The organism is Kitasatospora phosalacinea, from assembly GCF_030268885.1.
Lineage (GTDB): Bacteria > Actinomycetota > Actinomycetes > Streptomycetales > Streptomycetaceae > Kitasatospora > Kitasatospora phosalacinea_C.
Genome location: NZ_BSSA01000001.1, coordinates 170758 through 189848, shown reverse-complemented (window position 1 = coordinate 189848; position 19091 = coordinate 170758). Strand labels below are relative to the sequence as shown.

Here is a 19091-nt window from a genome sequence, read left to right as displayed (position 1 = left end):
ATCCGCTGACGGCGGGCCCGCACCCACCGGCTCCCGCCCGTGCCGGTGGGTGCGGGCCTGCCGCCGTCCGGTCAGAGCGCGGCGGCCAGCCGGGTGCCCTGGTCGACGGCGCGCTTGGCGTCGAGTTCCGCGGCCAGGTCGGCGCCGCCGATCAGGTGGGGCTCGACGCCGCGCTCGCGCAGGGCGTCGAGCAGGTCGCGGCGCGGTTCCTGGCCCGCGCACAGCACGACGTGGTCGACGGGCAGGAGCTGCTCCTCGCCGTCCACGGTGACGTGCAGGCCCTCGTCGTCGATCCGGCGGTACTCGACGCCGGGGACGGTCACCACGCCGCGGTGGCGCAGTTCGGTGCGGTGGATCCAGCCGGTGGTCTTGCCGAGCCCGGCGCCGACCTTGCCGGTCTTGCGCTGCAGCAGGAAGACCTGGCGCGGGCTCGCGGGCCGCTCGGGGGCGGCGAGGCCGCCCGGGCCGCTGTGGGAGCGGTCGACGCCCCACTGCGCGAGGAAGTCGGGGGCGTCCGCGCCGGGGTCGGTGAGGTACGCGGCGACGTCGAAGCCGATGCCGCCCGCGCCGATCACCGCGACCTTCGCACCGACCTGCGCGCCGCCCTGCAGGACGTCGAGGTAGCCGAGCACGCTGGGGTGGTCGACGCCGTCGATCTGCGGGGTGCGCGGGGTGACGCCGGTGGCCAGCACGACCTCGTCCCAGCCGGTCAGCTCGTCCGGGCCGACGACCTTGCCCAGGCGCAACTCGACGCCGGTGCGGGCGAGTTCGTGCCGGTAGTAGCGCAGCGTCTCGTCGAACTCCTGCTTGCCGGGCACCCGGCGGGCGACGTTCAGCTGGCCGCCGATCTCGTCCGCGGCGTCGAACAGGGTGACCCGGTGGCCGCGGTCGGCGGCGGCGGTGGCGAAGGCGAGCCCGGCCGGTCCGGCGCCGACCACGGCGATCCGCTTGGCGCGGCGGGTGGGGGCGAGGACGAGTTCGGTCTCGTGGCAGGCGCGCGGGTTGACCAGGCAGGAGGTGATCTTGGCGCTGAAGGTGTGGTCCAGGCAGGCCTGGTTGCAGCCGATGCAGGTGTTGATGGCCTCGGGGGTGCCCGCGGCGGCCTTGTTGACGAAGGCCGGGTCGGCGAGCATCGGCCGGGCCAGCGAGACCAGGTCGGCGTGCCCGGTGGCGAGCAGCTCCTCGGCCAGCTCGGGGGTGTTGATCCGGTTGGTGGTGACCAGCGGGACGCCCACCTGCCCCATCAGCTTCTTGGTGACCCAGGCGTAGGCGCCGCGCGGCACCGAGGTGGCGATGGTCGGGATGCGGGCCTCGTGCCAGCCGATGCCGGTGTTGATGATGGTCGCCCCGGCGGCCTCGACCTCGCGCGCCAGGCGGACCACCTCCTCGAAGGTGGAGCCGCCGGGGACGAGGTCGAGCATGGAGAGCCGGTAGACCAGGATGAAGTCCGGCCCGACCCGCTCGCGCACCCGCCGGACGACCTCCACCGGGAAGCGCATCCGGTTCTCGTAGCTGCCGCCCCACTCGTCGGTGCGGTGGTTGGTCTGCGCGGCGACGAACTCGTTGATCAGGTAGCCCTCGGAGCCCATCACCTCCACGCCGTCGTACCCGGCCGAGCGGGCGAGTTCGGCGCAGCGGGCGAAGTCCTCGATGGTCTGCTCGACCTGCTCGGCGGTGAGCTCGTGCGGGACGTAGGGGCTGATCGGGGCCTGCAGGGCGGACGGGGCGACCAGGTCCTCGTGGTAGGCGTACCGGCCGAAGTGCAGGATCTGCAGGGCGATCTTCCCGCCCGCGGCGTGCACGGCGTCGGTGATGGTGCGGTGCTCGGCGGCCTCGGCCTCGGTGGTGAGCTTGGCGCCGCCCGACCAGGGGCGTCCGGCCTCGTTGGGGGCGATGCCGCCGGTGACGATCAGGCCGACGCCGCCGCGGGCGCGCTCCGCGTAGAAGGCCGCCATCCGCTCGAAGCCGTGCTCGGCCTCCTCCAGGCCGACGTGCATGGAGCCCATCACCACCCGGTTCGGCAGGGTGGTGAAGCCCAGGTCGAGCGGGGCCAGCAGGTGGGGGTACGCAGCGGTCATCGACGCCTCCGGTCGGGATTTGTTACCCAACGGTAGGACGCGGCCCGGCAGACGTGCAACTAGTTGCAAAAAGCCGGGCCCGACTAGAGTCGTCGGCATGAGTGCGGACGAGGTGAGCGTGCGGATCGACAGCTGGATCTGGGCGGTCCGGCTGATCAAGACCCGCTCGGCGGCGGGCGCGGCCTGCCGGGCCGGGCACGTGAAGGTGAACGGGGCAACCGCGAAGCCCGCGCAGCACGTCAAACCGGGCGACGACGTGCGGGTGCGGATCGAGGGGCGGGAGCGGATCGTCCGGGTGGTGCGCCCGATCGCCAAGCGGGTCGGCGCCCCGGTCGCCGAGACCTGCTACGTGGACCACAGCCCCCCGCCGCCGCCCCGCGAGGAGCGCCCGGCCGCCGTCGCCCAGCGCGACCGGGGCGCCGGGCGGCCGACCAAGCGCGAGCGGCGCGACCTCGACAGGCTCCGGGACGGCTACCGCCCGTACTTCTGACGGGCCGGAAGGGCTCCGGGCGCCCGTCAGTCCTCCAGGGCCTGCTCCTTGGCGATCCGGACCTGCTCGGCGAACTGCTCGGCGGAGATCCGCTCCACCGAGGCACCGTACTTGGCGGCCAGCTCGTCGGCGGGTCCGTCCTCGTGCTCGACCAGGTCGACGACCAGCAGCGCCCGGCCGTCGTCGACCCGGGAGGAGAGCACGATCAGCCCGGCGCCGCCGTCGGTCATCTCGCTCTGCTCGGCGGCGTTGCCGATCGCCGCGCCCGCGGCGAAGCCCAGCAGCACGCCGATCGGGCCGCCGAGCAGCCCGACCAGGCCGCCGACCAGGCCGGAGCCGACGGTGGGGACGCCCGCGCCGCGGATGTGGCTCTCCGGGATGTCGACGATGCCCTCGGCGTCGCGCTCCAGCACCGCCACCTGGCGCAGCCCGGGCAGGTGCATCGCGTCCTCGTAGGCCCGGCGGCAGTCCGCCCGGTCGGTGAAGCCGAGCAGCAGCACGTTGTGGTGGTGGTCGCTCATCGCGGTTCCCTTCGCCCTCGCCGACGGTCGTCCCCCTGGGTGCCGCGCCGGGCGCGCCACCCGCTCATCCTGCCCGCGCCGCCCGGAGGCATGCCCGCGCCGCGCCGGGACGAACCGGACAAAAGTCGACAATCATACTGCCGGGCCGGGGGGTCGGCCGCGCGATAATGGACCTCATGGCCCGCCGACGCACCCCCGCTCCCGCCGCCCCGACCGACTGCCCCTGCGGCCTGCCCGCCCGGTACGCCGACTGCTGCGGCCGCCTGCACCGCGGCGAGGCCGCCGCGGGCAGCGCCGAGCAGCTGATGCGCTCCCGGTTCAGCGCCTTCGCGGTCCGCGACGAGCCCTACCTGCTGCGCTCCTGGCACCCGGACACCCGGCCCGCCGCGGTCGACTTCGACCCCTCGCTGCGCTGGGAGCGCCTGGAGATCCTCGGCTCCGCCGAGGGCGGCCCGTTCCACACCGAGGGCACCGTCGAGTTCCGCGCCCACTACCTGGAGGGCGGCCGGGCCGACGCGCTGCACGAGCACAGCCGCTTCGTCCGCCACCGGGGCGAGTGGGTCTACCTGGACGGCGACGTCACGGCCTGACCCGGCGCCGGGGCCCGACCCGGTGCCGGGACCCGACGGGCCGTCAACCCCCGCCGCGCAGGCGGTGCTTGAGCGAGAGCAGCGCTCCGCCCACCCCGCGCGGCAGCAGCCAGCCGGTGTCGGTGCGGTCGACCGCGCCGAAGCGGTACTTGTACGGCTCCCGGCCGCGCAGGAAGTCGAAGGTCCGCACCCCCTCGGCGGCGCAGTTGCGGATCGCCGCGTCGACCAGCGCGGTGCCCAGCGACTCGGCGGCCCAGCGCGGGTCCCAGCCGGTCTGGTAGTAGGCGAAGCGGTCGGCCCAGCGGAAGCCGTACAGCACGCCGACCGGCTCGCCCCGGTGCCGGGCGACCTGGAAGGCCGGTCCGCGGCCGGGCGCGGCGGCGCTCAGCAGCTGGCGGTGCAGCGGCAACCGGTCGGCACCGAAGCTGCTGACCCCGCCCGCGACGGCTTCGCGGCGCAGCCGGTGCAGGCGCAGCAGGTCGTCCAGCAGCTCCGGCCCGGCCGTGCCCGGGGGCAGCCAGTGGAAGCTGACCCCGGCCGCGGCGAGGCGGCGGTGGGCGCGGCGGTTGGCGGCCCGGAAGTCCCGGGAGCCGAGCCGGTCGGGGCCGTCGGTGAGGTCGGTGCGCGGGCAGGCGGAGCGGGTGACCGGGCGGGCGCCGGGGGGCAGCAGGTCGGCGTGGGCGGGGTCGAGGCCGGGCAGCCACAGGGTGTCGCGGCGGGCCCGGTCGGCCAGGTGGGCGGCGACCTCGGCGCGCCGGTGCGGGCGGGCGGCGGGCCCGCAGTGGTCGGCGGCGCCCGCGCCGGTGCCGAGCAGGGTGAGCACGGGCGCGGCCGGCGGCAGCCGGGGGTGGGCCCGCAGCCGGACGGCGGTGAGCGGCAGCACGGCCTCGGCCCGGCCGTCCGGGCCGCGCCACACGGCGATCTCGCCGCGCTGCCCGGCGCCCAGGGTGCGCCACCAGGCGAGCACCCAGTCGGGCCCGGCGAACCAGGAGCCGTCCGGGTCGTCGTCGATCAACTCGCGCCAGTCGTGCACGAGTTCGCCGTCCAGCTCGGGTGTGCGTCGGATCTCCGGCATGCTCCGCCCCCCCTCCGCGTTCATCGGCCGCCGCGCAGTCGGTGCACGGCGGGGTGCAGACCGGACAGGATGGTGTCGAAGCGGTCGCGCCCGGTGTGCGAGTTGACCCGCAGGCGGCTGATCCGCAGCCGGTGGGCCGGGGCCAGTTCGGCGTGCCGGTGGTCGAACAGGAACCCCGTACGGTACCCGAGGGTGCGCAGCACGCGGTCGGCACGCGGGTCGTAGTTGCCGTTGGGGTAGGCGAAGGTGGTCGGCGGGCGGCCCATCCACTGGGTCAACTTGTCGTGGGCGCGCGCGAGTTGGGCGTCGACCTCGGTGTCGGTGCAGCGGTCCAGGCAGGGGTGGGAGGCGGTGTGGTTGCCGATCGCCAGCCCGGCGTCGGCCAGGGTGTGCAGCTCTTCGGGGCTCAACTGCCGCTGCCGGGGCGCCTGCCGGGCCGCGGTGGCGCGCAACTCGGCCAGGGCGCGCTGCCGTTCGGCGTCGGGCAGGGCCTTGAGCCGACGGACGGCGGCGGGCGCGTCGAGACCGTGCAGCGCCCGGGTGCGGCCGCCGTGGGCGAGCAGGTGGGCGGCCTCGGTCCACCAGTACGGCTGGTCGCCGCCGACCAGGTCGGTGATCACGTACGCGGCGGCGGGGATGCCGAGCCGGGCCAGCACGGGCAGCCCCCGGGTGAGCACGCTGCGGTCGCCGTCGTCGAAGGTGACCAGGACGCTGCGGGCGGGCAGCGGGCGGCGGTGCTCGGCGGCCCGGGCCACCTCCTCCACGCCGACCGGGCGGGCGGTGCGGGCCAGCCGCTCCATCTGGGCCCGGAAGGCCGCCGGGTCGTCGACGCCGTGGTAGGCGAGCACGGCGAGCCGCCGGGCGGCCCGGGCCCGGAAGACCGGTTGCAGCGGGGAGCGGCGCAGCAGGGCGTCGACGCCCCGTCGGCTGGCGGCGCGGTCCGCGGTCGGCATGGCCCGTCCCCCTCGGGTGGTGCGCGCGGGAGCCCGGACGGGTCGGCCCGGGGTGCCCGCTGGTTCCAAGGTCATCAGAATCCCATGGCGAGGTAATGCCTGTCCCAAGTTCCCGGAAGCCGGCCGGGAACCGGCCCCGCGCCGACCCCGCCACCTGTCCGGATCACCCCGCAGGGCGGTGATTGCCCGGAATTGGCATAGTTCGGGAGGACTGCTGCCCGTCCGCCCATGGGAGTGCCCTCACGATGACCGTGCCCGGCTTCGGCTCTTTCGGCTCCGACGACGCCTTCTCCGACCTGCTCAACCGCTTCTTCGGCCTGAACCCGGCCGCCTCCCCGCCCGCCGTCCAGCGCGTCCCGATCGGGCGGCTGCTGACCGAGTCCGCCCGCGAGCTGATCGCCCGCGCCGAGCTGCGCGCCCAGGAGGACGGCAGCACCGACCTGGACACCCCGCACCTGCTGTGGGCCGCGACCCAGGTCGAGCCGTCCCGCGGCCTGCTCGCCCGGGCGGGGGTCGATCCGGACCGGCTGGCCGCCGCGCTGGAGCGCAGCCTGCCCGCCGGTGCGGCCGACCCGTCGGTCGACCCGGGCCTGACCCCCGCCGCCAAGCGCGTCCTGATCGGCGCGCACGCCCGCTCGCAGGCCGCCGGGGTCTCCTACATCGGCCCCGAGCACGTCCTGGCCGCCCTGCTGGACGACCCGGACTCGGCGGCCGGCAAGCTGCTGAACGCCCAGGGCGCCGACCCCGCCCGGCTGCAGCGCGGCGCCGAGGCCGCCGCCCGCGGCGAGCGCGCGCCCGCGAAGGAGGAGAGCCGGACGCCGACCCTGGACGAGTACGGCCGGGACCTCACCGAGGACGCCAAGCTCGGCCGGCTCGACCCGGTGGTCGGCCGGGCCGAGGAGATCGAGCAGACCGTCGAGATCCTCTCCCGCCGCGCCAAGAACAACCCGGTGCTGATCGGCGAGCCCGGCGTCGGCAAGACCGCGATCGTCGAGGGTCTGGCCCAGCGGATCGTCTCCGGCGACGTGCCGTCCACCCTGAAGGACCGGCGGGTGGTCTCGCTCGACCTGTCCGGGCTGGTCGCGGGCTCCAAGTACCGCGGCGAGTTCGAAGAGCGGCTGAAGAACGTCATCGACGAGGTCCGCGAGGCCGCCGACTCCACCGTGCTGTTCATCGACGAGCTGCACACCGTGGTCGGCGCGGGCGCGGGCGGCGAGGGCGCGATGGACGCGGGCAACATGCTCAAGCCCGCGCTGGCCCGCGGCGAGCTGCACGTCATCGGCGCCACCACCATCGACGAGTACCGCAAGCACATCGAGAAGGACCCGGCGCTGGAGCGCCGCTTCCAGCCGGTGCTGATCCCGGAGCCCTCGGTCGAGGAGACCGTGCAGATCCTGGAGGGCCTGCGCGACTCCTACGAGGCGCACCACCAGGTCCGCTTCACCGACGAGGCGCTGCGCGCCGCCGCCGACCTCTCCGACCGGTACGTCTCCGACCGCTTCCTGCCCGACAAGGCCATCGACCTGATCGACCAGGCCGGGGCGCGGGTCCGGCTGCGCGGCCTGAACCGCTCCACCGAGGTGATCGGCCGCGAGGACGAACTGGCCAAGCTGCGCCGCGAGAAGGACGAGGCGGTGGCCGCCGAGGACTTCTCCCGCGCCTCCGAGCTGAAGACCCGGATCGCCGACCTGGAGGCGCAGACCGCCGAGATCGAGGAGCGCCGCGAGGGCGTGGTCTCGGTGACCGTCGACGACATCGCCGACGTGCTCTCCCGGCAGACCGGCATCCCGGTCTCCCAGCTCACCGAGGACGAGAAGGCCCGGCTGCTCAAGCTGGAGGACGAGCTGCACGACCGGGTGATCGGCCAGGACAGGGCGGTGGTCGCGGTCTCCGAGGCGGTGCGCCGCAGCCGGGCCGGGATGGCCGACCCGAACCGGCCGGTCGGCTCCTTCCTCTTCCTCGGCCCGACCGGCGTCGGCAAGACCGAACTCGCCAAGGCCCTGGCCGAGTTGATCTTCGGGGACGAGGACCGGCTGGTCCGCTTCGACATGAGCGAGTTCCAGGAGAAGCACACCGTCTCCCGCCTGGTCGGCGCCCCGCCCGGGTACGTGGGCTACGACGAGGCCGGACAGCTCACCGAGGCGGTGCGCCGCCGCCCGTACAGCGTGCTGCTGTTCGACGAGGTCGAGAAGGCCCACCCGGACGTCTTCAACGCGCTGCTGCAGGTCCTGGACGACGGGCGGCTGACCGACGCGCAGGGCCGCACCGTCGACTTCCGCAACACCGTGGTCATCATGACCTCCAACATCGGCTCGCAGCTGATCCTCTCGCACCGGGGCGAGACCGAGGAGATCCGCGACCGGCTGATGGAGGAGCTGCGCGGGCGCTTCCTGCCGGAGTTCCTCAACCGGATCGACGACATCATCGTCTTCGACGCGCTGGACGCCGAGGACCTGCTGCGGATCGTCGACCTGATGCTGGCCAACTCCGAACGCCGGGTGCGGGCCCAGGGGATGGAGCTGGAGGTCACCGCCGCCGCCAAGGACTGGCTGGTCGACAAGGGCCACCAGCCCGAGTTCGGCGCCCGCCCGCTGCGCCGCACCATCCAGACCCAGCTCGACAACCGCCTCGCCACCATGCTGCTCGGCGGCGACCTGCGCCCCGGCGACACCATCGTCGCGGACGCGAAGGACGGCGAGCTGATCTGCTCGATCGGCCGCCCCGACCGGTCCTGAGCCCGACCCGTCCCGCCCCCCGGAGCCCCGTCGGCCGACGCCCCGCCGACGGGGCTCCGGCGCGTCCCCCGACAGTGCCGCATGACACCCTCCGGGGCATGGACATCACTGCCGCGCCCACGAGTTGGGACGCCTGCGTCGCACTCTTCGACTCCCGCGCCCTGCCCGTCTCCAGCTACGAGAACCTCTACGAGGAGACGTACGACGTCCACTCCGGCGCACTGTCCGTCCCCGGCCCGCTCGACCTGGACGCGCTGGACCTGTACGGCACCGGGCTGGTCGTCGACGGCGACCTGACGGTGGAGGGCGCGGTCCTCAACGCGGACGACGGCTGCCCGGCGCTGGTGGTGCTGGGCGACCTGACCGCGGGCGCCGTGCACCTGGAGGGCGACGCCAAGCTGCTGGTGCGCGGCCACGTCCGGGTCGGCGCGTTCGTCGGCCACCTGACCGACAAGCTGGTCATGATCGGCGGCGACCTGGCCGCCGGGGTGACCGTCCTCTCCGCGGGCTTCCTCCCCGACCTGGTCGGCGGCGCCCTGACCGGTCCCGTCCTGGCCCCGCCGTACGCCCTGGCCGAACTCGACCGCCCGGTCACCGCCCCGCCGGCCGCCGAGGTGCTCGTCCCCGGGGTCCTGCTCGCCGACGGCGAGCTGGAGCAGGACGGCTGCTTCGACGCCCCGGGCGTCCACGGCGACCGCCTGTACGACCACCTGGCGGCGGGCCGCCCGGTGCTGCGGGCCTGACGCCCGTCGGCGGAGCCCGGCGCTGCGGCCGGGCCCCGCCGGGGGTGTCAGCGGTGGCGCCCCTGGCCGGGGGCGTCCTTGCCGGTGGTCGGCGGCAGCTTCTGCTGGCCGTCCGGCAGTTCGGCCTCGATGCGCTCCTTGCGCACCTCGCCGGTGACGGTCCGCTGCTCGACGTGCTCCTCGGTGACCAGGCGCACCCGCTCCACCGGGACGGCCTCGGTGCGCACCACCGGGCGCTCGCCGTGCAGGGTGACGTCGTACTCGGCCTCCGAGATCGGCTCGCCGGACAGGGCCTCGTGCCGGTTGGCCTCGGTGATCGGCTCGCGCTCGATCCGGACCTCCTCGTGCCGCACCGGCACGGTCTGCTGCTCCTCCTCCGTGACGACGTACTTGCGCAGCCGGGCGTGCCCGGTCTCGTAGCGCTCGATGCCGACGTGCATCCGCTCCTCCGAGCGGGTCATCGCGTCGTCACCGCGCTCCGAACGGCCGGTGCCCCGCAGGCCGGACGCGGTAGTACCGGCCGTGCCGGTGGTTCCGGCCATGCCCGCCGTCCCGGCCATGCCCGCGGTCCCGGCCGTGCCGGTGGTTCCGGCGGCCTTGGTGGTGCCGGTGGCGCCGGTCGTCCCGGGGATGCCGGGGGTGCCGGTCAGGCGGGTGTCGGAGGGACCGGTGCCGGTCCCGGTGGTGCGCCCCGCCGTGGGCCTGGTCGCTGCCGCCCCGGCCGCTCCTGCGGCACCCGCAGCGCCCGCGGTACCCGCTGTGCCCGCCGCGCCCGTCCCGCTCTGCGAGGAGTGGGCCCAGCCGCCCTCGCCGGGCTGGTTGGCGGCCTTCCAGGCGTTGTCCCAGGCGATGCCGTAGTGCTGGTACAGCCGGTGCTCCTCCTGCTCCGAGAGGTGCCCGCCGCCGTCCACGTCGACGTTCGGCGCGTCCTTGACCTTGTCCTTGTCGTAGGGCACCTGGAGGTGGCCGTCGACCACGTGGGCGTCGCGGAGCGGGACGAAGGTCTCGTTGGAGCCGAACAGACCGGTCTTCACGCTGACCCACTCGGGCTTGCCCGTGGCGTCGTCGAGGTAGAGGTGGTCGGCCTTGCCGATCTTGTTGCCCTGGGCGTCGTGGACGGGCTGGTGCAGTACGGAACGCATCTGTTGCTCGGTGATCATTTGCACACGCCTCCTTCACATTCCGGCACTGCGCGCCTGGCCGACCGGGCACGAACGAAACCCGCTCGCGGCGACATTCGTGCCGCACCCCCGGATCGGCATATGCCAGACCGGGGGTGCGGAGTCGACGTGCACGCAGGAAGGACGGCTACACCGCGCCGTCCCCGTCGCCGTCGCCCTCCCCGGGGCCGTCCCCGTCCCCGCCGGGTTCCGGCTCCAGGCCGACCTCCTCCCGGTCCTCCTCGGTGCGCTCCTCCAGCTCGGCCTCGTCGGGCCGCCGCGGCAGGCCGCGGCCGTGGCCGGTGTCGGGGTCGCCCTCGACCGCCTTGTTCGACTTGTGGTGGGTCACGGTTGCCTCCGGCAGTGGTGCGGACGTTCCTCCTCCCATCACCGCCCCGCGCCGGAGGGTCCGCAAACGGGGGGCGGGGTCAGGCGTCCTCGGCCTGCACCTCGCCGGAGGCGACGGCCCCGGCGAGCCGGGCGTGGTCGGCGGTGTTGACCCCGGCGTAGCGGTGGGCGAAGGCGGCCACCGCGCGGTCGAAGGTGTCGGTGCGGCCGAGGTAGGCGGCGATCGCGATCCGGTCGCCGGAGCGGGCGTGGGCGCGGGCCAGGACGGTGCCGCACAGGGCGGCGTAGGCGCGCAGGCCGCGGGTGGTCATCGTGCCGACCTCGGCGGAGCCCTTCATGTCGCGCAGCTGGCGCCAGTAGAAGTGCCGCCCCGCGGGGCCGGTCATCCAGCCGAGGAAGATGTCGCTCGCGGCCTGGGTGAGCCGCTGCCCGGCCACCACCCGCTGCCCGTGGTGGTCGTAGCGGCCGGGCCCGGCGTAGGGCTCCAGGACCGACGCCTGGGCCTCCTTGACCTGTAGGACCAGCGGGTCGTCGGCGTCCCGGCCCTGGAGCAGGACGACGAAGCAGCGGGTGCCTACGCTGCCGACGCCGACCACCTTGCGGGCGGTGTCGACGTACCGGTAGCGGTCGAGCAGCCGGCCGCGCTCCTCGGGGAGGGTGGCGCGGTAGTCGGCGAGCAGGGAGCGCACCTCGTCGGTGTCGAAGCCGACGTGCTCGACCAGCGGGGGCTGGTCCTTGAAGCGGCGGCGGCCGTCCGGGGCGGTCTCGGTGAGCTTGCCCGCGGCCTGCAGGCTGTCGCGGCGGCGGGCCGCGGCCAGGCCGGCTTCGGTGCGGCGGCGGCGCCCGCCCTTGAGGCTGGTGAGCAGTTCGTCGGCGTCGATCCGCCGGTACCAGACCGGGAGTTCACCGAGTCCGGCCAGCAGCCCGATGTGCTCGCGGTAGGCGCGGACGGCCTCCAGCACCACCCGGCGGACCTCCTCGGGGCCCTCGCCGTTTTCCTGCGCGGCGACGGCGAGGCTGGCGGCCAGGCGCTGGACGTCCCACTCGAACGGGCCGGGCAGCGTCTCGTCGAAGTCGTTGAGGTCGAACAGCAGGGCGCGCTCGGGCGAGGCGAACAGCCCGAAGTTGACCAGGTGGGCGTCGCCGCAGAGCTGGACGGTCAGCCCGCTGTTCGGGGCGGTGGCCAGGTCGCCCGCCATCACGGCGGCCGCGCCGCGCAGGAAGGCGAACGGGGACGCGGCCATCCGGCCGTTGCGGATCGGCACCAGGTCCGCCAGGCGGCTCTCGGCCTGGGCGCGCAGCACCGCGAGCGGGTCGGGGCGGTCGGCGGCGGGCCGCCAGTGCCCGAGGGTGGAGCGGGGGGCGCGCTTGCGGGCGGCGCGGCCGACCTCGGTGCGTTCGTCGACCGTCAGGTAGGGGGCGGGGGCGTCCATCGGCGGGCTCCTCACGGCTCGGGGGCCCCAAGACGTACCGCCCCGGCGCCCTCCCCTACCAGCGGGGGGCGCCGGGGCGGTGAGCACTCACCCGGACGGCGGTACTACATGTTGATCATGTGACCGGCGAGGCCGTGGACGGCCTCCTTGACGGCCTCGCCCAGCGTCGGGTGGGCGTGCACGTTGCGGCCGACCTCGTGCACCGTCAGGTCCCACTGCTGGGCCAGCGTCAGCTCCGGCAGCAGTTCGGTGACCTCGGGGCCGATCAGGTGGGCGCCGAGCAGTTCGCCGTGGGTCTCGTCGCAGATCACCTTGACGAAGCCGACCGGCTGGCCGAGGCCGTGCGCCTTGCCGTTCGCGGTGAACGGGAACTTGGCGACCTTGACGGCGTACCCCTGCTCGCGGGCCTGCGCCTCGGTCCACCCGAAGCTGGCGACCTGCGGCTGGCAGTAGGTGGCGCGCGGGACCATCACGAAGTCGATCTCCATCGTCTCGGCCCCGGCGATGGTCTCGGCGGCGATCACGGCCATCGCCTCGGCGGCGTGCGCGAGCATCAGCTTGGCGGTGACGTCGCCGATCGCGAAGATGTGCTCGACGCTGGTGCGGCCGCGCCCGTCCACGGCGATCGCGCCGCGCTCGGTGAGCTGCACGCCGGTGACCTCCAGGCCGTAGCCCTGCACCCGCGGCACGAAGCCGATCGCCTGCAGGACCTTGTCGGCCTCCAGCACCTCCTGCTTGCCGTCCCGGGTGACGGTGACCTTCACCGGGCCCGCCGGGTCGGAGTCGTCGATCGCGTCGACCCGGGTGGAGGTGAGCACCTTGATGCCCAACTTGCGGTACTGCTTGGCGAGTTCGGCGGAGACGTCGGCGTCCTCCAGCGGCACCATCCGATCCAGGAACTCGACGACGGTGACCTGCACGCCGTAGTTGTGCAGCACGTACGCGAACTCGACGCCGATCGCGCCCGCCCCCGCGATGACGATCGACCCGGGCAGCTGCTCGGTGAGGATCTGCTCCTCGTAGGTGACGACCCGTTCGCTGAGCGAGGTGCCGGGCAGCAGCCGGGTGGTGGCGCCCGCCGCGATGATGCAGTGGTCGAAGGTGACGACCTCGAAGCCGCCGCCGCTCAGCGCGACCTGCAGGGTGTGGTCGTCGACGAAGGTGCCCCAGCCGTCGTACTCGGTGATGCCGTTCTTCTTCATCAGGTAGTGGACGCCCTTGACCCGGCCGTCGGCGACCTGCCGGGAGCGGGTGAACGCCTTGCCGTAGTCGAAGGACACCTTGCCGTCGACCTCGATGCCGTACAGCTCGGCCTCGTTGAGGACGGTGTGCGCGAGCTCGGCGTTGCGCAGCAGGGCCTTCGAGGGGATGCAGCCGACGTTGAGGCAGACGCCGCCCCAGTACTTGGCCTCGACGACGGCGGTGCGCAGGCCGAGCTGGGCGGAGCGGACGGCGGCGGTGTAGCCGCCGGGGCCGGCGCCCAGGACGACCACGTCGTAGTGCGTGCTCATGTTCCTCGATCCTTCGGGAAGCGACGGACGGCCTCACGGCCCGTGCCCCCAGTACACCAGGACCGGACGGCTCACAGCCCGGGAAGCCCCGGCAACGCGCCCCGGTGCAGCCAGGCGTCGAGCAGCGGGCCGAGCGGACGGTCGGTGTAGCGGGCGGCGTGCGCGGCGAAGTCGGCGGTGGTGACGACGGCGTGCCGGTAGGCGGTGGCCCAGTCGCGCAGCAGCCGGAAGAACGCGGTGTCGCCCAGGGCGCGGCGCAGCGCGTGCACGGTCAGGCCGCCGCGCTCGTAGACCCGGTCGTCGAACATGTGCCGCTTGCCGGGGTCGCCGATCGCCAGGTCCTGCGGCAGCGCCCGCAGTTGCTCGTGGGCGCGGGCGGCCAGCTGCTGGGCGGTGGGGCCGCCGGTGCGCTCGGACCACAGCCACTCGGCGTACTTGGCCAGGCCCTCGTTGAGCCAGATGTGCCGCCAGTCGGCGACGGTGACGCTGTTGCCGAACCACTGGTGGGCCAGCTCGTGCGCGACGAGGCGCTCCCAGCCGCGCCGCCCGTCGACGTGGTTGCGGCCGAAGGTGGCCATGCCCTGCGCCTCGACCGGCACGTCGAGGTCCTCGTCGACCACCGCGACGGTGTACCCGTCGAACGGGTACGGGCCGAACAGCTCCTCGAACAGGCGCATCATCTGCGGCTGCCGGGCGAAGTCGTGCTCGAACCGGGCCACCAGCGGCTGCGGCACCCAGCCGCTCTGCGGGACGGTGCCGGGAGCGCGTTCGGCCAGCGGCACCCGGCGCAGCGGGGCGACCGCCAGCCCGACCAGGTAGCTGGCGGTGGGCGCGGGCTGCTCGTACACCCAGGTGGTGGCGGAGGAGCGGGTGGTGCGGCTGAGCAGGCGGCCGCCGGTGACCACGGCGTACGGGGAGGCGGTGGTGACGGTCAGCTGGTAGGCGGCCTTGTCGGCGGGACGGTCGTTGCAGGGGAACCAGGACGGGGCGCCGGTGGGCTGGGAGGCGACCAGCGCGCCGTCGGTGATCTCCTCGAAGCCGAGGCCGCCCCAGGGGCTGCGCACCGGCCGCGGGTTGCCGGACCAGTGCACCTCGCAGGTGAACACCGCCCCGGCGGCGGGGGCCTTGGCCGGCCTGATCCGCAGCTTGCCGTCCCGGTGGGCGTGGTGCGCGGGCCTGCCGTCGACCAGGACCTTGCCGATCCGGAAGTCGGCGAGGTCGAGGGTGAACTCGCGCAGCGGCTCGGGCCCGGCGATGGCGGCGATCCGGGCGGAGCCGGCCAGCCGGTTGGGGCCGGGCCGGTAGTCGAGCGCGAGCTCGTACCGGTGGGCCCGGTAGCGGAGGTCCCCGTGCCGGGGGAAGTACGGGTCGGCGGCGGGGGCCTGCTTGGGGCTCACCTGCGGGGTTCCTCCCGGCGCGGGGGCGGTCACGTGACTACTGCCAGGCTTCGATCGGGTTGCCGAGCCAGCGGGTGTCGGCGGGCACCGTCTCGGCGCGCATCACCAGGGAGGCCGGGCCGAGGGTGGAGCGCTCGCCGACGGTGCTGCCGGGCAGCACGATCCCGCCCGGGCCCAGGGTGGCGCCCGCGCGGAGCTCCACAGTATCCAGCCGCATGATCCGGTCGTGGAAGAGGTGGGTCTGCAGCACGCAGCCGCGGTTGACGCTGACGCCGTCGCCGAGGGTGACCAGGTCGGCCTCGGGCAGCCAGTAGCTCTCGCACCACACGCCGCGACCGATCCGCGCGCCGAGGGCGCGCAGCCACAGGTTCATCAGCGGCGTCCCGGCGGTGCGGCCGACCAGCCAGGGCACGGCGAGGACCTCGGTGAAGGTGTCGGCGAGCTCGTTGCGCCACACGAAGCCCGACCACAGCGGGTGCTCGACGGCCCGGAACCGGCCGACCAGCAGCCACTTGGCGGCCGCCGAGACCAGGCAGGCGATCAGGCCCGCGGCCAGCAGCACGAGACCCGACAGCAGCGGCTGCCCGAGGGCGCACAGCGCGGCGGCGGTGAGCACGGCGAGCGCGGCGGAGGCGAGCACCGGGACGATCCGGGCCAGTTCGGTCAGGCCGCGGGCCCAGCGCAGCCGGGCGGGCGGCTCGTAGGTGAGCGCGAGGTCGGCGGTGTCGGCGGCCCGGGGCAGCTTGACCGGCGGCATGCCCAGGTAGGAGCTGCCGCGCTTGGCCTTCTTCGGGGTGGCGGACAGTACCCCGACCAGGCCCCGGTCGGGGACGGCCCGGCCGGGCGCGGTCATCCCGGAGTTGCCGAGGAAGGCCCGCTCGCCGATCTCGGCCCGCCCGATCCGCACCCAGCCGCCGCCCAGCTCGTACGGGGCGATCAGGGTGTCGTCGGCGAGGAACGCGCCGTCGCCGACCTTGGTCAGGCTGGGCAGCGCCAGCACGGTGGACACCTCGGCGCCCTTGCCGACCCGCATGCCCAGCAGCCGCAGCCACACCGGGGTGATCAGCCCGGCGTACAGCGGGAACAGCGTCTCGCGGGCCAGGTCCATCAGCTGGCTGACCGTCCAGGCCTGCCAGCCGACGCGGCCGTGCAGCGGGTGGTGGCCGGTGCGCAGGCCGAGCGAGAGCAGCCGGACGCCCGCCAGGACGAGCGCGGCGTAGGCCAGCCCGTAGGCGAGGGTGGCGGGGACGAGGGCGGTCAGGGCGCCGCGGACGGCCTGGGCGAGGCCGTCGCCGGGGTGGACGAACCGCCCCGCGATCAAGAGGGCGGGCAGCGCGGCCAGCAGCGGCAGCAGGGTGAGGGCGAAGCCGGTGGCGCCGTAGGCGGCGGCCCAGCGAGCGGTGCGCGGCGGGCGCTGCTTGGGCCAGCCGCGTTCGGCCTTGCCGGTCTTGGCGGCGGGCGCACCGGCCCAGCGCTGGCCGGTGGGGACGGCGCCGGTGACGCCGGAGCCGGGGGCGACCTCGGCCCGCTTGCCGATCTTGGCACCGGGCAGCAGGGTCGAGCGGGTGCCGACCACGGCGCCCGCGCCGATCCGCAGCGCGCCGATCTCCAGCCGGTCGCCGTCCAGCCAGTGGCCGGAGAGGTCGACCTCGTTCTCGACGGCGCAGCCCTTGCCCAGGCGCAGCAGGCCGGTGACCGGTGGCAGGGCGTGCAGGTCCACGTCGGGGGCGACCCGGCAGCCGAGCGCCCGGGCGTAGCGGACCAGCCAGGAGCCGGAGAGCCGGACCGCGCCGGAGGCCTCGGCGAGCCGTTCGGCGGTCCACAGCCGCAGGTGGACGGAGCCGCCGCGCGGGTACGTGCCGGGGCCGACGCCGCGCAGCAGCAGCCGGGCGCCGCCCGCGGCGATCGCCAGCCGGCCGGGCGCGGAGTACAGCAGGACGGCGCCCGCGGCCAGCAGCCACCAGGGCGCGGTGGGGGCCCACGGGTAGTCGCCGAGCAGGTTCAGCACGGTGCCCAGCACGCCGAGGGCGAGGCTCCAGCGCAGGCCGGTGAGGGTGGCCAGCGGCAGGGTCAGCAGCAGTTGCAGGGCCTGGGCGCGGCGGGGCACGGGGGTGACGGCGCGGGCCGGGCCCTCGGCCTGCGCGGACTTCTCCAGCAGCCGGGCGAGCCTGCGCAGGGTGGGCTGCTGGTAGACGTCGAGGACGGAGACGGCCGGGTAGCGGCCGCGCAGCAGGGTGGTGAGCTGGGCGGCGGCCAGCGAGCCGCCGCCGATCGCGAAGAAGTCGTCGTCGGCGCCGCGGGGCGGGGCGCCGAGGATCTGCGCCCACTGCTCGGCGAGCCAGGCCTCGGTGCCGTACAGCTGCTCGGCGGGGCCCGCGCTCTCCAGTTCGGGCAGCGGCCAGGGCAGGGCGTCCCGGTCGACCTTGCCGGAGGTGCGGGTGGGCAGGTGCTCGACGGTGGCGAGCAGCGGGACGAGGGCGGCGGGCAGTTCGGCGCGCAGCCGGGCGACGGCGGCGTCCCGGTCGAAGCCGTCCTGGGCGACCAGGTAGCCGACCAGCAGCTGGTTGCCGCCGCGGGCGGTGCGGACGGCGGCGGCCGCGCCGGAGACGGCGGGCAGCGCCTGGAGGGCGGCGTCCACCTCGCCCAGTTCGATCCGGCGTCCGCCGAGCTTGATCTGCTCGTCGGCGCGGCCGAGGAAGACCAGGCCCTCGGGTTCGGCGCGCACCAGGTCGCCGGAGCGGTAGGCGCGCTCCCAGCCGAGGGAGGGCAGCGGGGCGTACTTCTCGGCGTCCTTGGCCGGGTCGAGGTAGCGGGCCAGGCCGACGCCGCCGATCACCAGCTGGCCGCTGCCGCCCATCGGGACGACCTCGCCCGCCTCGTCGACGACGGCGAGCTCCCAGCCGTCCAGCGGCAGGCCGATCCGGATCGGGGGCCGCCCGGTGAGCAGGGCGCCGCAGGCGACCACGGTGGCCTCGGTGGGGCCGTAGGTGTTCCACACCTCGCGGCCCTCGGTGACCAGGCGTTCGGCGAGTTCGGGCGGGCAGGCCTCGCCGCCGAAGATCAGCAGCCGGACCTCGTTCAGCGCCTCGGCGGGCCACAGCGCGGCCAGCGTCGGGACGGTGGAGATGACGGTGATCTCCTGCTCGGCCAGCCACGGGCCGAGGTCGGCGCCGGAGCGCACCTGGGCGCGCGGGACGGGCACCAGGCAGGCGCCGTGCCGCCAGGCCAGCCACATCTCCTCGCAGGAGGCGTCGAAGGCCACCGACAGCCCGGCCATCACCCGGTCGCCAGGCCCGATCGGCTCGTCCCGGAGGAACATCGCGGCCTCGGCGTCGACGAACGCGGCGGCGCTGCGGTGGGTGACGGCGACGCCCTTGGGCCTGCCGGTGGAGCCGGAGGTGAAGATGATCCAGGCGTCCTGCCCGGGGCCGGGCGCCTGCGCGTCGTGTCCGGACGGCTTGACCCGGTCGAGGGCGTGGTCGGCGCCGATCACGGCGTTGACGTCGGCCTCGCCGAAGACCAGTTCGGCCCGCTCGTCCGGGTCCTCGAAGTCGACCGGCACGTAGGCGGCGCCCGCGGCGAGCACCGCCAGGATCGCCACGTACAGCTGGTTGCCGCCGGAGGGGACGCGGACGCCGACCCGGTCGCCGAGGCCGACGCCCGCCACGGCCAGGCGGCGGCGGACCTGCTCGACCTCGGCGAGCAGCGCCGCGTAGCTGAGCGTCTCGCGCCCGTCGTCCAGCGCCGGCTCCTGCGGGTGGGCGGCGGCGGTGGCCGCGAGCACGTCGACCAGGGTGCGCGGGGCGGGCGCGGCCTGGGCGCGGAACAGCGCGGCGTCGGGGGCGGTGGTCATGGCGGCAGCGGTCCTCGTCCTCAGGTCCCCGGCGGCCGGTCGAAGGTGGTCTGCCGAAGGCGTCGAAAGCGCGACAACCTGGGCAAGTTTACCGGCCGGGGCGGGTCGACGGCCGGAGGCGAGGGCGCCCGGGACCGCCGGGCGACGGGGGCCCGGCGGGCGGCGCGGACCGACGCGCCGTCAGTTCGCGCCGCTACCGGGCAG

Annotated in this window: 14 protein-coding genes; 4 read left to right on the top strand and 10 right to left on the bottom strand. The window is 75.1% G+C overall.

All coding sequences use genetic code 11. The annotated features are described in order from the left end of the window. Positions 1-71: 71 nt before the first annotated feature. Entirely contained in the window at positions 72-2078 is a 2007-nt protein-coding gene (locus QSK52_RS00750) for an NADPH-dependent 2,4-dienoyl-CoA reductase (RefSeq protein ID WP_285732291.1), read from the bottom strand. 97 nt (positions 2079-2175) lie between these two features. Between QSK52_RS00750 and QSK52_RS00745 the strand changes: the two genes are divergently transcribed. Beyond that, positions 2176-2568: an RNA-binding S4 domain-containing protein gene (locus tag QSK52_RS00745; protein ID WP_285732290.1), complete on the top strand. Its 393-nt coding sequence runs from the start codon at positions 2176-2178 to the stop codon at positions 2566-2568. A gap of 26 nt (positions 2569-2594) precedes the next feature. Here the strand turns inward: QSK52_RS00745 and QSK52_RS00740 are convergent, their stop codons facing one another. Then, positions 2595-3089 carry a hypothetical protein gene (locus tag QSK52_RS00740; RefSeq protein WP_285732289.1) on the bottom strand — a complete coding sequence of 165 codons (495 nt, stop codon included), beginning with the start codon at positions 3087-3089 and terminating at the stop codon, positions 2595-2597. 176 nt (positions 3090-3265) lie between these two features. Here QSK52_RS00740 and QSK52_RS00735 point away from each other — a divergent pair, with 176 nt between their 5' ends. Continuing rightward, positions 3266-3679: a YchJ family protein gene (locus tag QSK52_RS00735; RefSeq protein ID WP_285732288.1), complete on the top strand. Its 414-nt coding sequence runs from the start codon at positions 3266-3268 to the stop codon at positions 3677-3679. A 43-nt stretch (positions 3680-3722) separates the two neighbouring features. Here the strand turns inward: QSK52_RS00735 and QSK52_RS00730 are convergent, their stop codons facing one another. Together QSK52_RS00730 and QSK52_RS00725 are read right to left on the bottom strand one after the other, a co-directional pair. Beyond that, positions 3723-4754, bottom strand: a complete 1032-nt coding sequence (locus QSK52_RS00730) for a GNAT family N-acetyltransferase (protein WP_285732287.1) — start codon at positions 4752-4754, stop codon at positions 3723-3725. A gap of 20 nt (positions 4755-4774) precedes the next feature. Further along, positions 4775-5707: a polysaccharide deacetylase family protein gene (locus QSK52_RS00725; protein ID WP_285732286.1), complete on the bottom strand. Its 933-nt coding sequence runs from the start codon at positions 5705-5707 to the stop codon at positions 4775-4777. 245 nt (positions 5708-5952) lie between these two features. Here QSK52_RS00725 and QSK52_RS00720 point away from each other — a divergent pair, with 245 nt between their 5' ends. Both QSK52_RS00720 and QSK52_RS00715 read left to right on the top strand, forming a co-directional pair. Further along, complete coding sequence (locus tag QSK52_RS00720; protein WP_285732285.1) at positions 5953-8442, top strand: ATP-dependent Clp protease ATP-binding subunit; 2490 nt, start codon at positions 5953-5955, stop codon at positions 8440-8442. Positions 8443-8540: 98 nt separating this feature from the next. Next, positions 8541-9185, top strand: a complete 645-nt coding sequence (locus tag QSK52_RS00715) for a hypothetical protein (RefSeq protein ID WP_285732284.1) — start codon at positions 8541-8543, stop codon at positions 9183-9185. A gap of 47 nt (positions 9186-9232) precedes the next feature. Here the strand turns inward: QSK52_RS00715 and QSK52_RS00710 are convergent, their stop codons facing one another. The 6 genes from QSK52_RS00710 to QSK52_RS00685 all read right to left on the bottom strand — a co-directional run bounded on the left by QSK52_RS00710 (position 9233) and on the right by QSK52_RS00685 (position 18887). Then, positions 9233-10345, bottom strand: coding sequence for a PRC and DUF2382 domain-containing protein (locus QSK52_RS00710; RefSeq protein ID WP_285732283.1), 1113 nt, complete (start codon positions 10343-10345; stop codon positions 9233-9235). 148 nt (positions 10346-10493) lie between these two features. Then, positions 10494-10733, bottom strand: a complete 240-nt coding sequence (locus QSK52_RS00705) for a hypothetical protein (RefSeq protein ID WP_285732282.1) — start codon at positions 10731-10733, stop codon at positions 10494-10496. 40 nt (positions 10734-10773) lie between these two features. Continuing rightward, complete coding sequence (locus QSK52_RS00700; protein WP_285732281.1) at positions 10774-12126, bottom strand: DUF2252 domain-containing protein; 1353 nt, start codon at positions 12124-12126, stop codon at positions 10774-10776. Positions 12127-12230: 104 nt separating this feature from the next. Further along, entirely contained in the window at positions 12231-13637 is a 1407-nt protein-coding gene (gene lpdA / locus QSK52_RS00695) for a dihydrolipoyl dehydrogenase (RefSeq protein ID WP_285732280.1), read from the bottom strand. 71 nt (positions 13638-13708) lie between these two features. Next, complete coding sequence (locus QSK52_RS00690) at positions 13709-15034, bottom strand: M1 family metallopeptidase (RefSeq protein WP_285732279.1); 1326 nt, start codon at positions 15032-15034, stop codon at positions 13709-13711. A gap of 37 nt (positions 15035-15071) precedes the next feature. Then, a complete protein-coding gene (locus tag QSK52_RS00685) occupies positions 15072-18887 on the bottom strand; it encodes a Pls/PosA family non-ribosomal peptide synthetase (protein WP_285732278.1) in 3816 nt (1271 codons plus the stop codon). Positions 18888-19091: the final 204 nt, after the last annotated feature.